Origin of the sequence: Brachybacterium sp. AOP42-C2-15 (genome assembly GCF_052377065.1) — a bacterium.
Lineage (GTDB): Bacteria > Actinomycetota > Actinomycetes > Actinomycetales > Dermabacteraceae > Brachybacterium.
The window spans coordinates 127,258-145,660 of sequence record NZ_JBQSWK010000004.1 but is presented as its reverse complement, the minus strand read 5'-3'; the positions used below and the strand labels follow the sequence as shown (position 1 = coordinate 145,660).

General features: G+C 70.2%; 20 protein-coding genes and 1 tRNA gene. 6 read left to right on the top strand and 15 right to left on the bottom strand.

What is annotated here, in order from left to right:
• Positions 1 to 10: 10 nt before the first annotated feature.
• Positions 11 to 955: a cation diffusion facilitator family transporter gene (locus tag ACT3SQ_RS03770; protein WP_441445021.1), complete on the bottom strand. Its 945-nt coding sequence runs from the start codon at positions 953 to 955 to the stop codon at positions 11 to 13.
• 84 nt (positions 956 to 1,039) lie between these two features.
• Here ACT3SQ_RS03770 and ACT3SQ_RS03765 point away from each other — a divergent pair, with 84 nt between their 5' ends.
• Both ACT3SQ_RS03765 and ACT3SQ_RS03760 read left to right on the top strand, forming a co-directional pair.
• Positions 1,040 to 1,321 (top strand): hypothetical protein, encoded by a 282-nt coding sequence (locus tag ACT3SQ_RS03765; protein WP_444600838.1) that lies wholly within the window; start codon positions 1,040 to 1,042, stop codon positions 1,319 to 1,321.
• A gap of 35 nt (positions 1,322 to 1,356) precedes the next feature.
• Complete coding sequence (locus ACT3SQ_RS03760; RefSeq protein ID WP_441444987.1) at positions 1,357 to 1,704, top strand: ArsR/SmtB family transcription factor; 348 nt, start codon at positions 1,357 to 1,359, stop codon at positions 1,702 to 1,704.
• Positions 1,705 to 1,910: 206 nt separating this feature from the next.
• On the opposite strand, the gene ACT3SQ_RS03755 is transcribed toward ACT3SQ_RS03760, so the two are convergent.
• Both ACT3SQ_RS03755 and ACT3SQ_RS03750 read right to left on the bottom strand, forming a co-directional pair.
• A complete protein-coding gene (locus tag ACT3SQ_RS03755; protein ID WP_441444986.1) occupies positions 1,911 to 2,414 on the bottom strand; it encodes an imine reductase family protein in 504 nt (167 codons plus the stop codon).
• Complete coding sequence (locus ACT3SQ_RS03750) at positions 2,396 to 2,770, bottom strand: NAD(P)-binding domain-containing protein (protein WP_441444985.1); 375 nt, start codon at positions 2,768 to 2,770, stop codon at positions 2,396 to 2,398. Before ACT3SQ_RS03750 ends, ACT3SQ_RS03755 begins: the two co-directional genes overlap by 19 nt.
• Before the next feature lie 93 nt (positions 2,771 to 2,863).
• Between ACT3SQ_RS03750 and ACT3SQ_RS03745 the strand changes: the two genes are divergently transcribed.
• On the top strand, positions 2,864 to 3,244 hold the full coding sequence (locus tag ACT3SQ_RS03745; protein ID WP_441444984.1) for a winged helix-turn-helix transcriptional regulator: 381 nt from the start codon (positions 2,864 to 2,866) through the stop codon (positions 3,242 to 3,244).
• 89 nt (positions 3,245 to 3,333) lie between these two features.
• Here ACT3SQ_RS03745 and ACT3SQ_RS03740 read toward each other — a convergent pair.
• The 3 genes from ACT3SQ_RS03740 to ACT3SQ_RS03730 all read right to left on the bottom strand — a co-directional run bounded on the left by ACT3SQ_RS03740 (position 3,334) and on the right by ACT3SQ_RS03730 (position 5,339).
• Positions 3,334 to 3,406 (bottom strand) — tRNA-Arg (locus ACT3SQ_RS03740).
• A gap of 109 nt (positions 3,407 to 3,515) precedes the next feature.
• Positions 3,516 to 4,586 (bottom strand): LppM family (lipo)protein, encoded by a 1,071-nt coding sequence (locus tag ACT3SQ_RS03735; protein WP_441444983.1) that lies wholly within the window; start codon positions 4,584 to 4,586, stop codon positions 3,516 to 3,518.
• Between the two features lie 129 nt (positions 4,587 to 4,715).
• Positions 4,716 to 5,339: a cell division protein CrgA gene (locus ACT3SQ_RS03730; protein WP_444502345.1), complete on the bottom strand. Its 624-nt coding sequence runs from the start codon at positions 5,337 to 5,339 to the stop codon at positions 4,716 to 4,718.
• A gap of 226 nt (positions 5,340 to 5,565) precedes the next feature.
• Between ACT3SQ_RS03730 and ACT3SQ_RS03725 the strand changes: the two genes are divergently transcribed.
• The 3 genes from ACT3SQ_RS03725 to ACT3SQ_RS03715 are packed head-to-tail and all read left to right on the top strand — an operon-like array spanning position 5,566 to position 7,321.
• A complete protein-coding gene (locus tag ACT3SQ_RS03725; protein WP_444592421.1) occupies positions 5,566 to 6,270 on the top strand; it encodes a DUF881 domain-containing protein in 705 nt (234 codons plus the stop codon).
• Complete coding sequence (locus ACT3SQ_RS03720) at positions 6,267 to 7,124, top strand: class E sortase (protein WP_444600835.1); 858 nt, start codon at positions 6,267 to 6,269, stop codon at positions 7,122 to 7,124. The genes ACT3SQ_RS03725 and ACT3SQ_RS03720 overlap by 4 nt, the downstream gene beginning before the upstream one ends.
• Positions 7,124 to 7,321, top strand: a complete 198-nt coding sequence (locus ACT3SQ_RS03715) for a hypothetical protein (RefSeq protein WP_441444979.1) — start codon at positions 7,124 to 7,126, stop codon at positions 7,319 to 7,321. The genes ACT3SQ_RS03720 and ACT3SQ_RS03715 overlap by 1 nt, the downstream gene beginning before the upstream one ends.
• A 45-nt stretch (positions 7,322 to 7,366) precedes the next feature.
• Here ACT3SQ_RS03715 and ACT3SQ_RS03710 read toward each other — a convergent pair whose 3' ends face one another.
• The 9 genes from ACT3SQ_RS03710 to ACT3SQ_RS03670 form a co-directional block, all read right to left on the bottom strand.
• Positions 7,367 to 8,068 carry an anthranilate synthase component II gene (locus ACT3SQ_RS03710; protein WP_441444978.1) on the bottom strand — a complete coding sequence of 234 codons (702 nt, stop codon included), beginning with the start codon at positions 8,066 to 8,068 and terminating at the stop codon, positions 7,367 to 7,369.
• A complete protein-coding gene (gene pknB, locus ACT3SQ_RS03705) occupies positions 8,055 to 10,271 on the bottom strand; it encodes a Stk1 family PASTA domain-containing Ser/Thr kinase (RefSeq protein WP_444600834.1) in 2,217 nt (738 codons plus the stop codon). The genes ACT3SQ_RS03710 and pknB overlap by 14 nt, the downstream gene beginning before the upstream one ends.
• Positions 10,268 to 11,881 (bottom strand): serine/threonine-protein kinase, encoded by a 1,614-nt coding sequence (locus ACT3SQ_RS03700; protein ID WP_444502339.1) that lies wholly within the window; start codon positions 11,879 to 11,881, stop codon positions 10,268 to 10,270. Before ACT3SQ_RS03700 ends, pknB begins: the two co-directional genes overlap by 4 nt.
• Positions 11,878 to 13,323, bottom strand: a complete 1,446-nt coding sequence (locus ACT3SQ_RS03695; protein WP_444502338.1) for a peptidoglycan D,D-transpeptidase FtsI family protein — start codon at positions 13,321 to 13,323, stop codon at positions 11,878 to 11,880. The genes ACT3SQ_RS03700 and ACT3SQ_RS03695 overlap by 4 nt, the downstream gene beginning before the upstream one ends.
• A complete protein-coding gene (locus ACT3SQ_RS03690) occupies positions 13,320 to 14,711 on the bottom strand; it encodes an FtsW/RodA/SpoVE family cell cycle protein (RefSeq protein WP_444502337.1) in 1,392 nt (463 codons plus the stop codon). Before ACT3SQ_RS03690 ends, ACT3SQ_RS03695 begins: the two co-directional genes overlap by 4 nt.
• A complete protein-coding gene (locus ACT3SQ_RS03685; RefSeq protein ID WP_444502336.1) occupies positions 14,711 to 16,099 on the bottom strand; it encodes a PP2C family protein-serine/threonine phosphatase in 1,389 nt (462 codons plus the stop codon). Before ACT3SQ_RS03685 ends, ACT3SQ_RS03690 begins: the two co-directional genes overlap by 1 nt.
• Positions 16,096 to 16,620 (bottom strand): FHA domain-containing protein FhaB/FipA, encoded by a 525-nt coding sequence (locus ACT3SQ_RS03680; protein WP_299299461.1) that lies wholly within the window; start codon positions 16,618 to 16,620, stop codon positions 16,096 to 16,098. The genes ACT3SQ_RS03685 and ACT3SQ_RS03680 overlap by 4 nt, the downstream gene beginning before the upstream one ends.
• Positions 16,621 to 16,627: 7 nt before the next feature.
• Positions 16,628 to 17,341 (bottom strand): FhaA domain-containing protein, encoded by a 714-nt coding sequence (locus tag ACT3SQ_RS03675; RefSeq protein WP_444502335.1) that lies wholly within the window; start codon positions 17,339 to 17,341, stop codon positions 16,628 to 16,630.
• A gap of 234 nt (positions 17,342 to 17,575) precedes the next feature.
• Positions 17,576 to 18,322, bottom strand: a complete 747-nt coding sequence (locus tag ACT3SQ_RS03670; RefSeq protein WP_444502334.1) for a L,D-transpeptidase family protein — start codon at positions 18,320 to 18,322, stop codon at positions 17,576 to 17,578.
• Between the last annotated feature and the right edge of the window lie 81 nt (positions 18,323 to 18,403).

The following is an 18,403-nucleotide window of genomic DNA, read 5'->3' as shown; positions in this document are numbered from 1 at the left end:
GGCTGCCCGGTCAGTGCCTCGTCGGCCGCCCTGTGCCCGACTGCCCCGTGCCCGACTGCCCCGTGCCCGACTGCCCCGTGCCCGACTGATCGGCATCCGGATGATCGGTGCGCGACTGATCGGCACCCGACTGACCGACGCCCGCCGTGACCCGCACCCCGGCACGGTCCAGGTGGGGCAGCGCCTGGTGCAGCTGCCGCTCGATCGCGTCCGCGAGCAGCCGTGAGCGGCCGACGCTGAGGGTCGGGTCGACCTCCACGGTGACCTCCGCCTCGAGGCGATGCCCGATCCAGCGGGCCCGGGCGTCGCGCACATTGAGCACGCCGGGGACCGCGGCGGCTGCCTCGATCCGGTCCAAGGTGCCGGGCTCGACGCCGTCCATCAGGCGGTGGATCACGGTGCGCATCGAGCTGATCAGCACCAGCACCACCATCACAGAGATGACCAGGCCGATGATGGGGTCGATCCAGGCGAGCCCCAGCCAGGCTCCGATCACGCCGATCACGACTGCCAGTGAGGTGAGCGCATCAGTGCGTGCGTGCTGTCCCTCGGCGATGAGCGCGGCCGACCCGATCTTCCGGCCGGCACGGATCCGGTATCTCGCGACCAGCTCGTTCCCGGCCGCACCGATCAGGGCGGCGGCGAGCACCCACCCCAGATGGGTCATATCCCGAGAGGAGGTGAGCGCCCGTACTGACTCCCACACGATCAGGCCCGCTGACAGCGCGATCACCGCTCCGATCAGGAGCCCCACCAGGTCCTCAGCGCGCCGGAAGCCGTAGCTGTAGCGACGGGTGGGGGCGCGCAGTCCCAGGCGGAACGCGATGATCAGCGGGATCGTGGTGGCGAGATGGCCGAGGTTGTGGAGGGTGTCGGCGAGCAGGGCAACCGAGCCGCTGAGGGCGACGATGGCGATCTGCAGCAGTGCGGTCGCCCCCATGCCGGCGAGGCTCACCCAGGCCGCTCGGATGCCGATCGCGCTGGATTCCTCGGCGGTGCGGATCGCCTCGCCGTGATCGTGGCTGTGCGGGGTCAGGGCGTGGCGCAGGCGCGACCAGATCCCGGCACCGTCGTGGTGGCCGTGTTCATCGCCGTGCCCGTGGCCGTGGCCATCATCGTGGTCGTGGTCGTGGTCGTGGTCGTGGTCGTGGTCGTGGTCGTGCCTGTGCTCGTGCCCGTGCTCGTGGCCATCATCGTGCGGGTGCGGGTGCGGGTGCGGGTGCGGGTGCGGGTGCGGGTGGTCATGCTGCGGCGCGGGATGAGGGCCGTGCGAGTGATCAGGTGCGGGGAGTGGGGACACGACATCAATCTATCTGCGTAGACATGCGGATAGCAAGATCTGCGTACGATGGCGGAATGCATCCCGCGCCCGTCCATCTGGTCCCTGACGACGAGCATGCCCAGGTCGCCGCCGACACCTTCCGGATGCTCGCCGACCCCACCCGGGTGAAGATCCTCTGGGCGCTCTTCCAGCAGGAGCGCAGTGTGAACGCGCTCGCGGAGGCGATCGGTGCGGCGCCCGCCGCGGTGAGTCAGCATCTGTCCAAGCTGCGACTGGCCGGCCTGGTGCAGAGCCGCAAGGAGGGCACCTTCGCCTTCTATCGCGCCTCGGACTCTCATGTGCGCCGGCTGCTCACGGAGACGCTCTCGCACGCCGAGCACGTCACCGGAGCGGCGGCAGGGGATGACCCTCACGGATACTGAGGGGCTGCTGAGCAGTGACCTCCGGCGGAGTGGCGGGCCACCGCCGCCCGGTGATCCGCGCGCGGCGAGCATGAGTGCGCGGCGGACACGAAGAAGCCCCTCACCGCACCTTTCGGTGCCGCGAGGGGCTCTTTTCACAGTGCGCCCGGAGGTGTCTGGGTTCAGCGCATCGTTGACGCCCGCTGCCCATCGGCCCCCGAGGCCGTTCACCGCAGGGATTCGATGATCCTGTCGAAGTCCTCCTCGCCGTGGCCGGCGTCGATCTGGTCGCGCACGAGTCGCTGCACCAGCGCTGTCGGGGCAGGGGCGATGCCCTGTTCGAGGCTGGCTCGCTCGATCGTGCCCAGCAGCGTCGTGGTCCATTCCAGGCTCTGAAGAGGCCGGCTGTAGTCGCGCTCGTCGAGATGTTCGGTGGAATGCCCCAGGAGCTCGGTCATGGCCGCCAGGAACGGCGCGGCGCGCCGGGCGTAGGTGCCCGCCGGGATCGAGGCCGATTGCAGCATGGCGACGCCGTGCAGGAAGCCGGCGAACATGGAGTACATCCCCGAGAGCATGGCCAGGTCCCACAGGGAGGCGAGCCCTGCGTCAGCGCCCTCAAAGGTGCTGGTGGCCCAGGACTCCAGAATGCTCCGATGTGCCTCGAAGGCGTCAGAGGAGCCGCTGTAGAGGATGACGGAGTCCGGGGAGCCGATCATGGAGGGAGCAGCCATGATGGCGCCGTCCAGATACCTCGCACCGTGTGCGGCCGCCCAGGTGGCGGTTCGCGGGCCTCCTCCGGCGTCGTGGTGGTCAGGTTGATCAGCGTGCGGCCGGTCAGGGCGGCTGCTGCGGTGTCGAGGACGTGGTGGACGGAGGCATGGTCGTACAGGCACACAACGGTCAGGTCCGTGGTGGTCAGTGCCTCTTCGACGGTGGCGGCCTCCACGGCGCCTCGTCGGGTGAGTGCCCCGGCGCGACTCGGGGTGCGGTTCCAGACGGTGAGCGGGTGTCCGGTATCGAGTGCGGTAGTGGCCAGCGCGTGGCCCATCGCGCCGAGGTCGAGCAGGGTGAGAGAAGGAGTCGACATGACTCCCATGCTCCGGAGCGCCCTGGACTTCGGGAAGTACCCACTATTTACTGGGGTACTCACTCATCGGTACGTGTCGTGGAGAGGGTGCTCATGCCTGCAGCGTCATCGAGGAGGCCACGTCGTGGACCGTACATCTGCGGCATCGATGCGGCGATGGACGTGGTCAGCGGCAAACGGAAGGGCCTGATCCTGTGGGAGCTGGACGCCCACGAGGTGCGAAGGTTCGCTCAACTGCGTCGCGGACTGGCCGGGGTGAGCGAGAAGATGCTGACCCAGCATCTGCGGGAGATGGAGGAGGACGGGCTGCTCCACCGCGAGGTGTACGCGGAGGTCCCACCCCGCGTCGAGTACTCGCTGACCGATGACGGTCGTGACCTCAACGCCGCGCTCGGCGCGCTGGGGGAGTGGGGGCTGGGCCGGATCGACAGGGAGTCGCTGCAGACCCACGCGCCAGCGGCGACCGACTCCTGACAGCGACTCCTGACAGCGCCGAGTGCACGAGCCTCACGAAGAAGCCCCTCACCACACCTTTCGGTGCCATGAGGGGCTTCGTTCTGCGGTGCGCCCGGAGGGATTCGAACCCCCAACCTTCTGATCCGTAGTCAGATGCTCTATCCGTTAAGCTACGGGCGCTTGTCGGACCAAACCGACCTGACAAACTCTAGCGCGCCCTGCAGATCGGCGCCAATCCGGAGGCCATGACCCTGCTCACACGGCCTCCGGACCGCTCACCGGCGAGAGCTCACCAGCTCGGATTCTGCGGAGGCTGCTGCCCCTTACCGGGCTGCTGGCCCCACTGCTGACCGCCCTGCTGACCACCCTGCCGCGGAGCCGGCGGAGGGGATGCTTGGCCCCACTGCTGACCGCCCTGCTGACCGCCGGGCTGCGGCGGTGCGGGCGGAGGGGATGCTTGGCCCCACTGCTGGCCGCCCTGCTGACCGCCCTGCTGACCGCCGGGCTGCGGCGGTGCGGGCGGCGGGGATGCTTGGCCCCACTGCTGGCCGTCAGGCTGACCGCCCTGCTGGCCACCCGGCTGCTGCCCCCACTGCTGACCGCCTTGCGGCGCCGCAGGGGGCATGGTGCCGGCCGCTGCGCCCGAGGGGGCTGCTCCGTAGCCGACGGGCATGCCGGAGCCGCCGGAGCCGCCGCCCTTGTTCCTGCGCGCACGGATCACGAAGAAGGCGATCGCCGCCAGCAGCAGCAGGAGGAAGAACCCGAGCACGAGCACCACGATCACGACGATCACCCAGGGGAACCCGCTGGCGTCGGCGCGGATGTCGATCCCCGCCGCCAGCTCGTTCAGATCGGTGAAGGTCACGGAGTTGCCGTCGACCTGGCCACCCTGAGACTCAAGGATCTTGCCGGGGAAGGTGAAGGTCATCCGGAAGTCGATCTCGAAGCCCTCCATCTCGGGGGAGTTCAGGTCCTGCCCCACGCTCTCGCTGCCATCGATCACCAGGTGGTACTCGCCGTCGGCCTCAGTGAGGGAGAAGCCGCCCCCGAAGTTCTCACTGGTCATGGTGCCCGTGATGCGGCACCCGAGCTGACCGTTCTCCTCGTAGGGCTCGGCGCTGGGCGCCGTCTCCCCGGCCACGGTGTATCTGTCCTCGAAAGTCGTGCAGAACTCGTCGGCGGAGCTGTAGAGGCCCTCGGCGAACTCCTCATCCATCGCGAAGTCGTAGTTGACGTTGATCGTGTCGACGTCCTGGATGTCGAAGTCTGCGTGGAACTTCCCGCACCCGGCGAGCACCATGAGGAATGGCAGGAGGAGGACGGCGACGATCTTGCGCCGTATCGAGATGCTGCTGGACATGGGGCCCCCATCGGGTGGTTCGCTGGAACCGCGCACGGCGTCGGTGGCTGTGCACGTTGCGCTCAGGGTACCCGGGCAGGGGCGTCTGCGCGGTGGGGAGAACTCCCCATCGCGCTGGTCATCCGGTGACTACTTCCAGAACATCAGCATGCCGCCGCCCACCATCAGCACGCCGAAGCCCACCGCGAGGTTCCAGTCGCCGATCGGCAGGGGGAGCTGACCTGAGGAGATGTAATAGGTGACCAGGTAGAGCAGGCCCAGGATCAAGAACACCACAGCGGTGGGAGCGAGCCAGGCGGGGTTCTGCGTCGCCACGGCGACCCGGCGACCGGTGGTGCGCGAGCTCTCCGCAGCAGCGGCCTTCTTCACCGACGTGGCACGGGTGGAGTCCTTGGCCTTCTCAGTGACCTCGCCGCCCTTGGCCTTGACCGGGTCCTTGCCGCCGGAGCGCTTCGCTCCCTTCGAGACCGGATCCTTCGCAGAGCGACGTGCGGGTGCCGCGTCCTTCGCATTTTTCGCCGCGGACGTCTTGGAGTCCTTCGTCGCCGTCGAGCCCTGAGCGGGCGAGCCGCTCGACGAAGCGCCCTTCGCCGTGGTGTCCTTGGTCGCAGAGCCCGTCGCGCTCGTCTCGGTCGCGTCGTCGGCGCTGGTTGCCGCGAGATCCTCCGCGGTGATCGCGGGTGACGTCGACGCGGCCTCGGCCTTCGCGTTCGATGTCGTCCGAGCGGACGACTTCTTCCTGCTCCTGGCCATGTGACGGTGCTCCCTCGAGGCGGCGATGATCGCGGGCGTGCCGCGCCGGTCCACAGGTGCGGACCTTGGCCTAGGGTAATGCTCGTCGAGCGAGGGTGCGAAGTGAGGAGGGGCGATGGATGCAGAGGGTGTGAACCCGGCTTCTGAGCAACCCTCCGAGCAACCCTCTGAGCGACCCTCCGGGCAGCCCCCTGAGCAGCCGTCCGAGCGACCCTCCGCGCGCCCCGTGGGCGGCTCTCGTGGCCGCGTCGGCGTGGCAGTGGTGATGGTGCTGTGCGGGGTGCTGTTCGCCACCACCGCCCGACTCTCCGGCGGCGGGTCCATCCGTGACGAGAGCAGCGACGTGGTCGGGGTGCTCCAGGAGCGTGGCCGCGATATCGAGCAGCTCACGCAGGAGACATCCGAGAAGCGGGCCGAGGTCGAACAGCTGCGCGGCCGCAGCGCCGGCGCGGAGACCGTCGAGCGCACAGCGCAGATGGCTGATGCCGTCGGCCTCAGCGAAGTCAGCGGCCCGGGGCTCCAGATCACCCTCACGGACGCCCCGAGCGGCGCGCTGGGCGCGATCCCCGGCACCGAACCCAACGACCTCGTGGTCCATCAGCAGGATCTCGAGTCCTACATCAACGCCCTCTGGGCAGGCGGGGCCGAGGCGATGATGCTGCAGGACCAGCGGGTGATCAACGGCAGCGCCTTCCGCTGCGCCGGCAACACGCTCCTGCTCGAGGGCCGGGTGTATTCGCCGCCCTTCGTGATCACCGTGATCGGCCCGGTGGACGAGATGACCACCACGCTCGAGCAGGCCCCCGGCGTCCAGGTGTACCGCGAGTGGGTGGAGCATGTGGGCCTGGGAGAGAAGGTCGAGGACCTCGAGACCACCACCCTGCCCGCCTTCCAGGGCTCCCTCACCGTCGACGCGCAGGTGATCCGATGACCCCCTCCCACCGACGACGCCGCGGCGGAGGCCTCGTGGGCGTCGTCGGCGAGCTCCTGCTCACGGTCGGTGTGCTGCTGCTGCTGTTCCTGGTCTGGCAGCTGTGGTGGACGGACGTGGTCGCCGATCGCGAGCAGGCCGGCATCATCGACGGTCTCGAGCAGGAGTGGGGCGAGGTCGACTCCGAGCAGATCGCGCCCCGGCAGGACGGCCCCCCACCGGTGCCCGAGACGCCCGCCGACACCATGGTCTGGGGCAAGATGCACGTGCCCGCCTTCGACCGTCCGGCCTTCCCGCTCGCCGAGGGCGTGAGCCTCGAGCAGGTGCTGAACGTCAAGGGCGCCGGGCACTATCCGGAGACCGCCCTACCGGGCGAGGTGGGCAACTTCTCGGTGGCCGGCCACCGCAACACCTACGGCCGAGTCTTCGAGGACATCGCCCGGCTCGAGCCCGGGAACGCCATCGTCGTCGAGACGGCCGACGCCTTCTACGTGTACGAGGTGACCGAGTCGCTGATCGTGCAGCCACAGGACACCGAGGTGATCGCGCCAGCCCCCGGACAGCCCGGGGTCGAGCCCACACAGCAGATGCTCACGCTGACCGCCTGCCACCCGATGTACTCCGCACGGGAGCGGTACATCGTCCACGCCGAGTTCGCGTACTGGACCGACCGGGCCGACGGGATCCCCGAGGCCCTCGCGACCGCGGCGGGGGGAGCCGACGGCGGAGCGTCCGACGCTGGAGCATCCGGCATCGGGGCGTCCGACCGCGGTGCAGCGCCCGACGGTGGGGCAGTGCCCGGCAGTGGAGCAGTCCCCGGCGGCGTGCCCGCGACGACTGAGGAGGAGAGCTGATGTACGGCTGGTTGTTCCGTCACCTGCCCGGACCGCTGTGGGCGAGGATCCTGCTCACCGTCGTACTGCTGGCGGCGCTCATCGCCGTGCTGTTCGGCTGGGTGTTCCCCGCGATCGCGCCCTCTCTGCCCTTCAACGACGGGCTGGTCGGCGCGCAGCAGCCCGGCGGGGACGGCGCGGCACCGCCCACGGCCTGAGTCGCGCTCCGAGCTCCGGCGCCGCCGGGCTGGGACGAGACCAGCTCAGCCCGCGGTCATCAGGGGCTCGAGGCCCGCGGAGCGCTCGACGGCGTCGATCCCGTCGCACAGCTCGAGGAAGCGGGCGAGCATCAGGTGCCCGTTCTCGGTGAGCACCGACTCCGGATGGAACTGCACCCCATGCAGGGGCAGCTCCCGGTGGGCCAGGCCCATCACCATGCCGTCGGCCGTGCGGGCCGTCACCTCGAGCTCGGCAGGGATCGTCTCCGGCACCACGGTGAGGGAGTGATAGCGGGTCGCGGTCATCGGCGAGGGGACCCCGGCGAAGACGCTGGTGCCCTGATGGGTGAGCTCGCTGGTGCGTCCGTGCATGAGCTGCGGGGCGTGGCCCACGGTGGCGCCGAAGTACTGCCCGAGCGCCTGATGGCCCAGGCACACACCGAGCATCGGCACCGACTGTGCGGCGCAGGCGCCGATCACGTCGAGCGAACGCCCGGCGGTGCTCGGAGTGCCGGGACCGGGGGAGATGAGCACCCCGTCGAAGCCTGCGAAGTCCGGGGCGCCGTCGGCGGTCAGCGGCACCTCGTCATTGCGCACCACGACCGTCTCGGCGTCCATCTGCTCGAGGTAGCCCACGATGGTGTAGACGAAGCTGTCGTAATTGTCGACCACCAGGATCCGGGCGGGGCGGTGCGTGCTGCCGGCGGCCGCCACGGGGGCTGCTGCCCTCTCGTCAGTTGTTCCCATTGCCGTTGCCCTTCCCGTTGCCGGCACCGCGACCGCTGTTGCCCTGTGCGCTGTCATCCCCGGCACCGGGATCTTCGGTGGGCTCGTCCGAGGGTGTCGTGCTCGGGGTCTCCGAGGGTTCCTCGGTGGGTGCTTCCGTCGGCGGTGGCGTGGTCGGATCCGGGGTCGGCTCGGGTCCCGAGGAGACGACGACCTTGATCGTTGCCCCGCGGTCGGCCTGCTCGTTCGCGCCGGGCTCGGTGCGGATCACCTGACCCTCCGTCACGGTCGCGGAGAACTCGGTGGTCGGATCGATGCCGAAGCCGGCCTCGGCGAGAGTCTGCTGCGCGGAGGCGAGGGTGTGCCCGTTCACGTTCGGGACGGTCACCGGTCCGGGCGCCGCCGCGATCACGAGGGCCACGCTCGAGCCGTAGGGCACCAGGCCGCCGTCTGCGGCGGGGGTCTGGGAGAGCACGGTGCCGGGTTCCTGCTCCGCGTCCTCCCGCTCCGAGGGCTCGGGCACCACGAAGCCGCGAGACTCGAGGGTCTCCGTGGCCTTCTCGATCTGCGTGAGCTCGACGTCGGGCATCTCGACGTTGCCGGAGGCGAAGCGCACCTCCACGGCCGAGCCCTTCTCGACGGTGGCGCCGCTCTGGGGGGTGGTGCTGGAGACGGTGCCCTGCTCCTGCGGGACGTCCTCCGTCTCGCCTTCGGTCATCGTCAGGCCCGCGCCCTCGAGCGCCTCCTTGGCCGCAGCTCGGGTCATGTTCTTGAGCCCGTCGGGCACCTGCACCGACTCGGGCCCGGCGGAGACCGTCACCGCGATCGTCGCACCGACCTCGACCTCGTCGCCCTCGGCCGGGGTGGACTCGATGACCAGCCCCGCCTCGACGTCCTGCGACTCCACCTGGGTGAATTCGGCCTTGAGCCCGGCATCGCGCAGGATGGTGCTGGCAGATTCATCGGTCTCACCGACCACCTGGGGGACCGTGACCAGCTCCGGACCGCGTTCTCCGAAGGGGTCGAACACCGCGATCGCGGTGGCGGCCAGCGCCAGCACGGCCACGATCACCAGGATGATCAGCCACCAGGGCTTCTTGCGATCCTCCGGCTCCTGGACCGCGTCGGCCGTGCGGAGCGCGAGCGGGCCGGTGGCGGGGCTCGGGGCGGAACCACCGCTCCAGTTCTGGGCTTGCATCGCGGCCGTGGCGCCGATCCCGGCAGCCCCCGCTCCGGCGGCGCCGAACGCTGCGCCGGCGCCGGTGATCGCGGGCAGCGCCTCGGTGGCGTCGTCCAGGGGGCTCAGCACGGTGGTGGCCTCGGCATCGCTGCTGCGCGGCACCGCGCCGCCGACCAGGGTCGGGGCCCGGCCCGCGACCACGGTGGCGATGTCACGGGAGAAGGCGACCGCGCTGGGGTAGCGCTCCTCGCGGTCCTTGGCCAGGCCCGTGAGGATCACCGCGTCCAGTGCGGGCGTGATCGCCGGGTTGTAGGCCGACGGGGCCAGCGGCTCCTCGCGCACGTGCTGGTAGGCGATCGAGACCGGGGTGTCGCCGGTGAAGGGCGGGCGCCCGGTGAGCATCTCGAACATCACGCAGGCGGCGGAGTAGATGTCGGAGCGGGCATCGACCAGCTGGCCGCGCGCCTGCTCGGGGGAGAGGTACTGGGCGGTGCCCATCACCGCCTGGGTCGCGGTCATCGCGCTGGTCGCATCCGCGATCGCGCGCGCGATCCCGAAGTCCATGACCTTCACCGCGCCGGCCTCGTTGATCATGATGTTGCCGGGCTTGATGTCGCGATGCACGATCCCGGCCCGGTGCGAGTACTCCAGCGCGCTCAGCAGCGCGGCCATGATTTCGCCGGCCTGGTGGGCATCCATCGGATGCTCGGGCTTGATGTGCTCGCGCAGGGTATCGCCGTGCACGTACTCCATCACGATGTACGGGATGGTGACGTCCGCCCCGGTGATGGTGGTCTGCTGCTCTTCGCCGGTGTCATAGACAGCGACGATCGAGGGATGGTTCAGGGACGCGGCGCTGTGGGCCTCCCGCCGGAACCTCTCCTGGAAGTTCGCGTCACGGGCCAGGTCCGAGCGCAGCACCTTGACGGCCACCGTGCGGTGCAGGCGGGTGTCCTCTGCGATGAACACCTCGGCCATGCCCCCGGTTCCGAGGATCTTGCCCAGGCGGTACCTGCCGCCCAGGACCACGTTTTCTTCGCTCACTCCACACCCGTCCTCGTGCCGTGGTCGACACCGACCGATTCGACCATCGTAGTTGTTGACGCGGTGTCACCTTCCCCGAGGTGAGCCATCTCCACGCCGGCCATCGCCGCCCAGGTCCCCGTCCCTGCTCCGGCCCCGGTGTCTGCGGCGGTGAAGGGGAGCATGCCCAGCCCGCCCAGCACGGCAGCGATGATCGCGACGATCACCAGGAGCAGCAGCACGAGTCCGGGCAAGGACATGCCGGCGAACTTCCGGCCGGTGGTGGAGGTGCCGTGGACCGTCCGGGAGGAGGCTGCGGTGTCCACATCGTCGAAGGCGCCGACCCCGAAGGCCCGGTCCGTGCCGTGGGTCCCCGGGCCTGCGGCGTCCGCTGGCGGGGAGGAGCGCTCGGTCGCTGCCTGCGCCTGCGCCGAGCGGGGAGCGGGCGCGGGTGACGCCGCGGAGCGGGCTGATGCCGCGGACCGCCGCGGGGCGGGGCCGGCCGAGGCCGCGGACAGCGCGGAGGGGCCCGACGCGGCGGAGCGGTGACGGATGCCCCGGCGACCGGAGAGCGGCAGCGGCATCGCGGCGGTACGGGTGCCGGTGGGCGAGGTCCCGTGGCGGGGACCGTCGGCAGACGGCGAGCCCGTGGACGGCGAGTTCGCGGAGGGCGAGCCCGCAGCGGGCGAGCTCGCAGAGCTGTCGCGGCCGGTGCTGCTGCGGGGACGGACGCGGTTCTCCCCGGTCCAGTCATGGTCCTCGACCCGGGTCACCGGGATCGCGCCGGTGGAGAAGCGCGGCTCGACGCCGCGCTGGATCGCCTCGAGGATCCGCGCCACCGCCGCCGCCGAGCGGGGACGGTTCGCGGGGGCCTTGGCCAGCATCATCATCACCAGGCGGCGCAGATCTGCGGAGATCGCCGCGGGCAGCTCCGGCGGCTGCTGCTTGACCTGTGCCATCGCGATCTCGACCTGGCTGGATCCGGTGAAGGGACGATGTCCCACGAGCATCTCGTAGCCCACGATGCCCAGCGCATAGATGTCCGAGAGCGAGGTGGCCTGCTTGCCCATCGCCTGCTCGGGGGAGAGGTACTGGGCGGTGCCCATCACCAGCCCGGTCTTCGTCAGCCGCGCCTGGTCCTTGCTGCGGGCGATGCCGAAGTCGGTGATCTTCATGGACCAGTCGTTCTTCTCGTCGACCAGCACGTTCTCGGGCTTCACATCGCGGTGCACGACGCCCTTGGAGTGGGCGGCGTCCAGTGCCCGGGCGAGCTCGATGAGCAGGGTGAGGACCCGCTTCTCCGGCAGCCCGCCGGGATTCTCCTCGATGAGGTCCGACAGCGGTCTGCCGGGGCACAGCTCCATCACGATGTAGGCGCGGCCGTCGAGCTCGCCGTAGTCGTAGAGCGCGGCGATGCCGTCATGCGAGAGCGCGGCGGTGTGGCGGGCCTCGGCACGGAACCGCTTGAGGAAGCCCTCGTCCCCCGCGTACTCCTCGCGCAGGACCTTGATCGCGACCTCGCGGTCGAGCTCCTGGTCGCGTCCCTTCCAGACCTGTCCCATCCCGCCGGTGGCGATCAGCGATGTCAGTTCGTAGCGCCCTTCGAGCACGAGCCCTGGGTTGGTCCTCATGGCTGGATCACCGCTTCCATCACGTTCTTGGCGATCGGCGCCGCTGTGCGCGAGCCGTATCCGCCCTCCTCGACCAGGACCGCCACTGCGATCTTCTGGTCGCCCTGCTGGCCATATCCCACGTACCAGGAATGGGGGGCACGATCCTCGCCCCATTCCGCGGTGCCGGTCTTCCCGCCCACCTCGACGCCGTCGATCGCGGCGGCCGAGCCGGTGCCGTCCTCGACCACCCCCACCATCATCTGCCGCATCTGCGCGGCATTGGCGGCGGTCAGCGGCTGGCCCAGCTCCTTCGGGCTGAGCTCGGCGACGGTGGAGAGGTCGCCCGTGCGCACCGCCTGCACCAGCTGCGGCTCCATCACCACGCCGTCGTTCGCGAAGGCCCCGGCGACCATCGCCATCTGCAGCGGCGTCACCCGGGTCTCGTACTGCCCGATCGAGGTGGTGGCCAGCTGCGCCGCGTCGAGCTCTTCCCCGATCGTCGACGGGGTGACCGACAGCGGGATCTCGAGCCGCTGCCCGAAGCCGAAGTCCGCGGCGGTCTCGCGCAGCTGGTCCTCGCCGACCTCCTGCCCGAGCAGGGCGAAGGAGGTGTTGCAGGACTGGCGCAGCGCGTCGGCCAGGGTGGAGACGTCGTCCGGGCCGCACGGCTCGGTGCCCCCGGACGCGCGGTTGTTCATCACCGCCGAGGAGTTCGGCAGCTGGTAGGTGCCGGGGCCGGGGATCTCGGTCTCGGCCGTGTACTGACCGGACTCGAGCGCAGCAGAGGCCACGACCAGCTTGAACGCGGAGCCCGGCGGGTAGAGGTCGCCGCCGATGGCGCGGTTGGTCAGCGGCCGCTCAGGGTCGTCGTTCAGCTCGGTCCAGGCGCGGCTCACCGCAGCGGTGTCATGCGAGGCGAGCAGGTTGGGGTCGAAGCTGGGCGCGGAGACCATCGCGAGCACCGCGCCGGTCTCCGGATCCAGCGCCACCACCGCGCCGCGGCGCCCGTCCAGGGCGTTCCAGGCGGCTACCTGGGCTGCGCTGTCGAGGGTGAGCTCGACGCTCGCGCCCTGCCCCTGCTCCCCCGAGAGGATCGCGGAGATGCGATGGTAGAACAGCGCGTCGGCCTCTCCGGAGAGGGTGTCGTTCAGGGAGCGCTCGATGCCCGTGAAGCCGTAGACCACGGAGTAGTAGCCGGTCACCGGGGCATAGATCTCGGCGGGGTCGTAGCTGCGGAGGTAGCCGTAGGTGTCCCCGGACTCGCGGGAGCTCGCGATCGCGTTCCCGTCCACCACGATCGGGCCGCGATGCCGCCCGTACTCGTTGTACAGGGTGCGGTCGTTCTGACCGTGAGCATTCAGCCGTCCCTGGGCGACCACCTGGAAGTAAGTGGTGGAGGTGAACAGGAGGATGAACAGCACCCCGGTCACCAGCCAGACGTGGCGCAGCGGCTTGTTCATGCGCCCACCTCCTGACCCGCACGCGGCGGTGCGGGCGCGGTGGAGCCCGAGATCTGCCGGGCGGCGGGCCGACGAGCGGCATCGGACAGCCGCACCAGGATCCCGGCGATGATCCAGTTGCACACCAGCGAGCTGCCACCGGCGGCGAGGAAGGGCAGGGTCAGGCCGGTCAGCGGGATCACCCGGGTGACACCGCCGACGACCACGAACACCTGCAGGGCCATCACGAAGCCGAGACCGCCGGCCAGCAGGGTGCCGAAGCCGTCGGAGATGCCGACGGCGGCGCGGATCGCGCGCTGCACCAGCAGCAGGTAGAGCAGCAGCAGGGCGAAGGCCCCGACCATGCCGAGCTCCTCCGCGAAGGAGGCGAAGATGAAGTCGGACTCCGCATGGGGCACCACGTCGGGCCGCCCCTCGCCGAGGCCGGCGCCGGTGATCCCGCCGTTGGCGAGGCCGAACAGGCCCTGGCTGATCTGCTCGCAGGAGGCGTAGTTCGCGCTCGAGAGCGGATCCAGCCAGCAGGTGATGCGGGTGCGCACATGACCCATCTGGGTGGCGGCGAAGACCGCGGGGGGCAGGAACATCACCGCCCCGATCACCAGCCAGCTGAGCCTGTCCGTGGCCACGTAGAGCATCACCACGAACAGGCCGAAGAACATCAGCGAGGTGCCCAGGTCGGTCTGGAACACCAGCACCGCCATCGCGAAGCCCCAAGCCACCAGGATCGGGCCGAAGTCCGACCAGCGGGGGAGCTGGATGCCCAGCACCTTCGGCCCCGCGAGCGCAAGGGTGTCGCGCCGGGAGACCAGGTAGCCGGCGAAGAAGATGGCGAAGGCGATCTTGGCGAGCTCTGCGGGCTGGAAGCTGTAGCCCGCGATGGAGATCCAGATCTTCGAGCCGTTGCGGGCAGAGCCGATCACCGGGGCCAGCGGCAGCAGCAGCAGCACCGCGCCGACCACGGCGCTGATCCAGGTGTAGCGGCGCAGGCGACGGTGATCCCTCAGCAGCACCAGCAGCGCGATGCAGAGCGCCGCACCGAGCACCGCCCACAGCATCTGCCGATCCGCGCTGCCCGAGCTGCGGATCCCGTAGATCTGGTTCGCCGCGTGGATGCTCTCGATCATCGCGATGCCCAGCAGATTCAGCAGTACCACGATCGGCAGGATCACGGGGTCGGCGTACGGTGCGCGCCACATCACCGCGATCTGCAGGGCGAGCGCGAGCACAGCGGCGCCGATCCCCACCTGGGTGAGGTTCTCGGGCAGTGCGTCATAACGGCCGAGGCCCACCAGTGCATAGGCGCCCACCCCGATGACCACTGCGGAGAGCAGCAGCAGCCCCTGGGTGAGGCGCCGCGGACGAGCGGTGTACGAGACGATCGTGGCCACTACGTCTCCTCGCCCTCATCGGGCGGCGGGATGGTGCGGTCGGAACGGGAGGGCAGGGGCTCCATGTCCTCGGCGGCGTCCTCCTCGAGGCCGCCCGCATCCGAGGCACCGCCGGCGTCGGAGGCGCCACCGCCGTCCGAGGGGGCGGGGGAGACGGCGGGCGGCGGCTGGTTCGCGATGGCGGCCTGCTCGAGCCGATCGATGATCTGATCGGCGGAGGGACGATCGGAGGCGTTGATCGTGTTCTCCACCTGCTGCCGGGTGACCTGAGGCAGAGCCTCGAGCTCGATGTCGGTGACCTCGATCGGATCGGACAGCGAGATCGGTCCCAGATCCTGCGAGATCCCCTGATAGAGCACCACGTGGGTGCCGTCGGTGCCGACATAGAACTGTCGCTGGGACCAGGCGTAGCCCGCCCAGAGCAGCCCGCCGAGCAGGGCGATCAGCAGCATCAGGGCCACCAGCGCGGGCCAGGGGCTGCGGCGCGGCGGCTCCTCCGCGGAGAAGTCCTCGTCCTCATAGGGAACCTCGGGCTCCTCCCGGGTCAGGGCGGCGGCCTTCGCGGCGGGCCCGGAGGCCGTCGTCGGGGCGTGGCGGTTGCGGGCCGCGGAGCCGACGATCTGCGGGCTGGTCGAGGGGGCCTCGACGCCGCGGGGAAGCGCGTCGAGATCCACCACGTCGGCGATGATGCAGGTGATGTTGTCGGGGCCGCCGCCCTTGAGGGCGAGCTGGATCAGCTCCTCGGCGCACTCCCCGGGATCCTCGATCTCCTTGAGGGTCGCGTCGATCGTGCCCAGCGACACCAGTCCGGACAGACCGTCGGAGCAGAGCATCCAGCGATCGCCCGCATGCGCGGGGCGCAGGGAGAGGTCCAGCTCGGGATCGGCATCCACGTCGCCGAGGACCCGCATGAGCACCGATCGCTGCGGATGCCGCTCGGCCTCGTCCTCGGTCAGCCGGCCCTCATCGAGCAGCCGCTGCACGAAGGTGTGGTCCTTGGTGATCTGGGTGGTCTCGTCCCCGCGCAGCAGGTAGGCGCGGGAGTCGCCGATGTGGGCGAGGGCGAACTTGCCCTCCGCGCGCAGCAGGGCGGTGATGGTGGTGCCCAGGCCTCGCAGCTGAGGCTCGTCCCGGGCACGGCGCAGGATCTCCTGATTGGCCGCGAGCACGCTCTCCTCGAGGGTGGCCACGATGTCCGAGGCAGGGGTCTCGGAGTCCAGCTGGGCGAGGCGGCCGATCGCGACCGACGAGGCGACGTCACCGCCGGCATGGCCGCCCATCCCGTCGGCCACCACCAGCAGATGGCTGCCGGCGTAGCCGGAGTCCTGGTTGTTGGACCGCACGAGGCCTACATCGGAGCGGGCGGCATATCGCAGGGCGATACTCATCGCGGACCTCGTCTCAGTTCGATCTCGGTGCGGCCGATCCGCACCTGGGCCCCGGGCCGGAAGGGCACGGCGCCCTCGATCCGGCGACCGGATACCAGGGTGCCGTTGGTGGAGCCCAGATCCTCCACCATCCACTCGCCCTCGCGCTGGAACACGCGGGCATGGCGGTTGGAGGCGTAGTCGTCATCCACGACCAGGGTGCATTCGGGGGCACGACCGATGAGGATCGGGGTGGATCCCAGCGTCAACGAGGTGCCGCGCAGAGGGCCGGCGGTGACGACCATGGCGGCCTGGGTGACCTCGGGGTCCGTGCGCAGCTGAGGTGGGCTGCCGGCCTCGGCGGCGGCGCCACCGATCGGCCCGGAGGCGGGGCGCTGCTCGCGACGCGGATCGCGGCTCGAGCGGGTGACCACGGTGGTGCCGAACAGGTCGTTGCGCAGCACCAGCACCACCACGATCACGAAGATCCACAGCGCGAGCACGAAGCCCAGGCGCAGGGCGACCAGTGTCAGTTCACTCATAGGGCGTTCACCAGCTGACCGGGCCGGCAGCGGGGAGCAGCACGGTCAGGCGGGTGCGGCCGATCTTCAGCAGCGAGCGGTCATGGAGGGCGACGGGCGTGCGGATCCGCTCGCCGTCGACGAAGGTGCCGTTGGTGGAGCCCAGGTCGGTGGCGATCAGGGTGGAATCCGCCTCGGCGCGCAGCTCGAGGTGATGGCGGGAGACCCCGGTGTCCTCGAGGATGATGTCCGCATCGCCGCCGCGACCGATCACGGTGACCGGGCCGGTCAGCAGGTACTGCTGCCCGTCGATCTCGATGATCGGGCTGCCGCCGGCCCCCGCCTGCGCGGCACCGGTGGCCGGGGCCACGCTGCCGCGCTCGGTGCGGGATTCGGTCTCGAACCGGCCGGTGCGCACCTCGTCGTCGCGTGCCAGTTCGATCGAGACCCCGCCGACGAACATATAGCGCTGCTTGTCGGCATGCTCGGTGAGGACCCGCTGCAGCTCGTCGAGGAGGGTGTCCTGCCAGGAGTCGAAGCGGTCGTAGTCCTGGGAGTGCAGGTAGATCGTGTAGACGTTGGGGGCGAGGGTCCGGGCGCGGTCGAGCACCTGGATCTGGTCATCGCACTCTCGCTTGAGCCCCTGTGCCAGGTCGAGCGGCTTCAGCTGGCCGCGGCCGGGCGAGAAGACGCTCGTCACGCCGCGATCGAGGCCGCGCTCGATCCGATCCAAGATCCCCACGGTGGTCCTTCGCTCTCGCAGTGGCTGACAGATGGGCGAGCGCCGATCGACGAAGTGGGTCGATGAGGCTGCTCGCCACCCGATCGTATCGCGAGAGCAGGTCCCTGCCGGGACCGCCGGGCGCGGGAGCGGCGAGGAAATCGTGCAGGGCTCGTGAAGAGGCGCGACCCTGGAGGGGAGGGACGGCGGCGCCACCCCTCCCCGGCCGGTTCAGCAGTCCGGCTCGGCTGCGCTTCAGTAGACGAGCACGCGGCGCCCCTTGATGAACCAGGAGCGCTGCCACAGCATGTCCGACGCGTCGACGGAGATCCGGCAGCAGCCGTGCGAGGCCGGGTAGGTGGGGATCGAGGTCGAGCCGTGGATCGCCCAGCCGCGGTCGTAGTAGCCGGGGCGGTAGAGGTTGCCCAGCGGACCGTTCTGCCAGCCCCTGCTGTACAGGCTGTACATCGAGAAGTCTCCTCGCGGAGTGGTCGCCGTCTTCCACCGACCCCCGGAGTAGTAGCGCTCGCCGCTGCCGGTGGAGGTGTTGAGGATGTAGGCCAGTGAGCCGCCGGTGGTGGCGATGATGATCTGCTTCTTCAGATCGACCTCGAAGCCCACGCCGGTGGTGATCCTGCGTGAGGGCCGGGTGCCGGCATCGAGCGCCCGATATGTCTTCGGACCCACGACTCCGTCCTTCCCCAGACCTGCCGCCTTCTGCAGCGCGAACACCGCCTGCTCTGTCAGGTGGCCGAAGCTGCCATCGGCTGTGCCGGCCCAGTATTTCAGGTCGTTCAGCCTCCGCTGCAGCGAGCTGACGGCAGATCCCCGACTGCCTCTGCGGAGCGTGGGCGGAGCGGCGTCCGCGGCGCCGGTGCCCAGTGCCAGCCCGGCACCCAGTGTGCCCACCCCGAGCAGCAGGGCGCGCCGGGACGGTGCAGCGATGGGCAGCAGCGCGCCGGTGGCGCGCTCCGGTCTCCGGGTGATGTCCAGGTGATTCATTCTTCCCCCTCATGCAGGTGCCGGCGGTTCGGCGAACCGTGGGTCCGGGATGCTCGTCGGTGAGCGATCGGCTACATCATG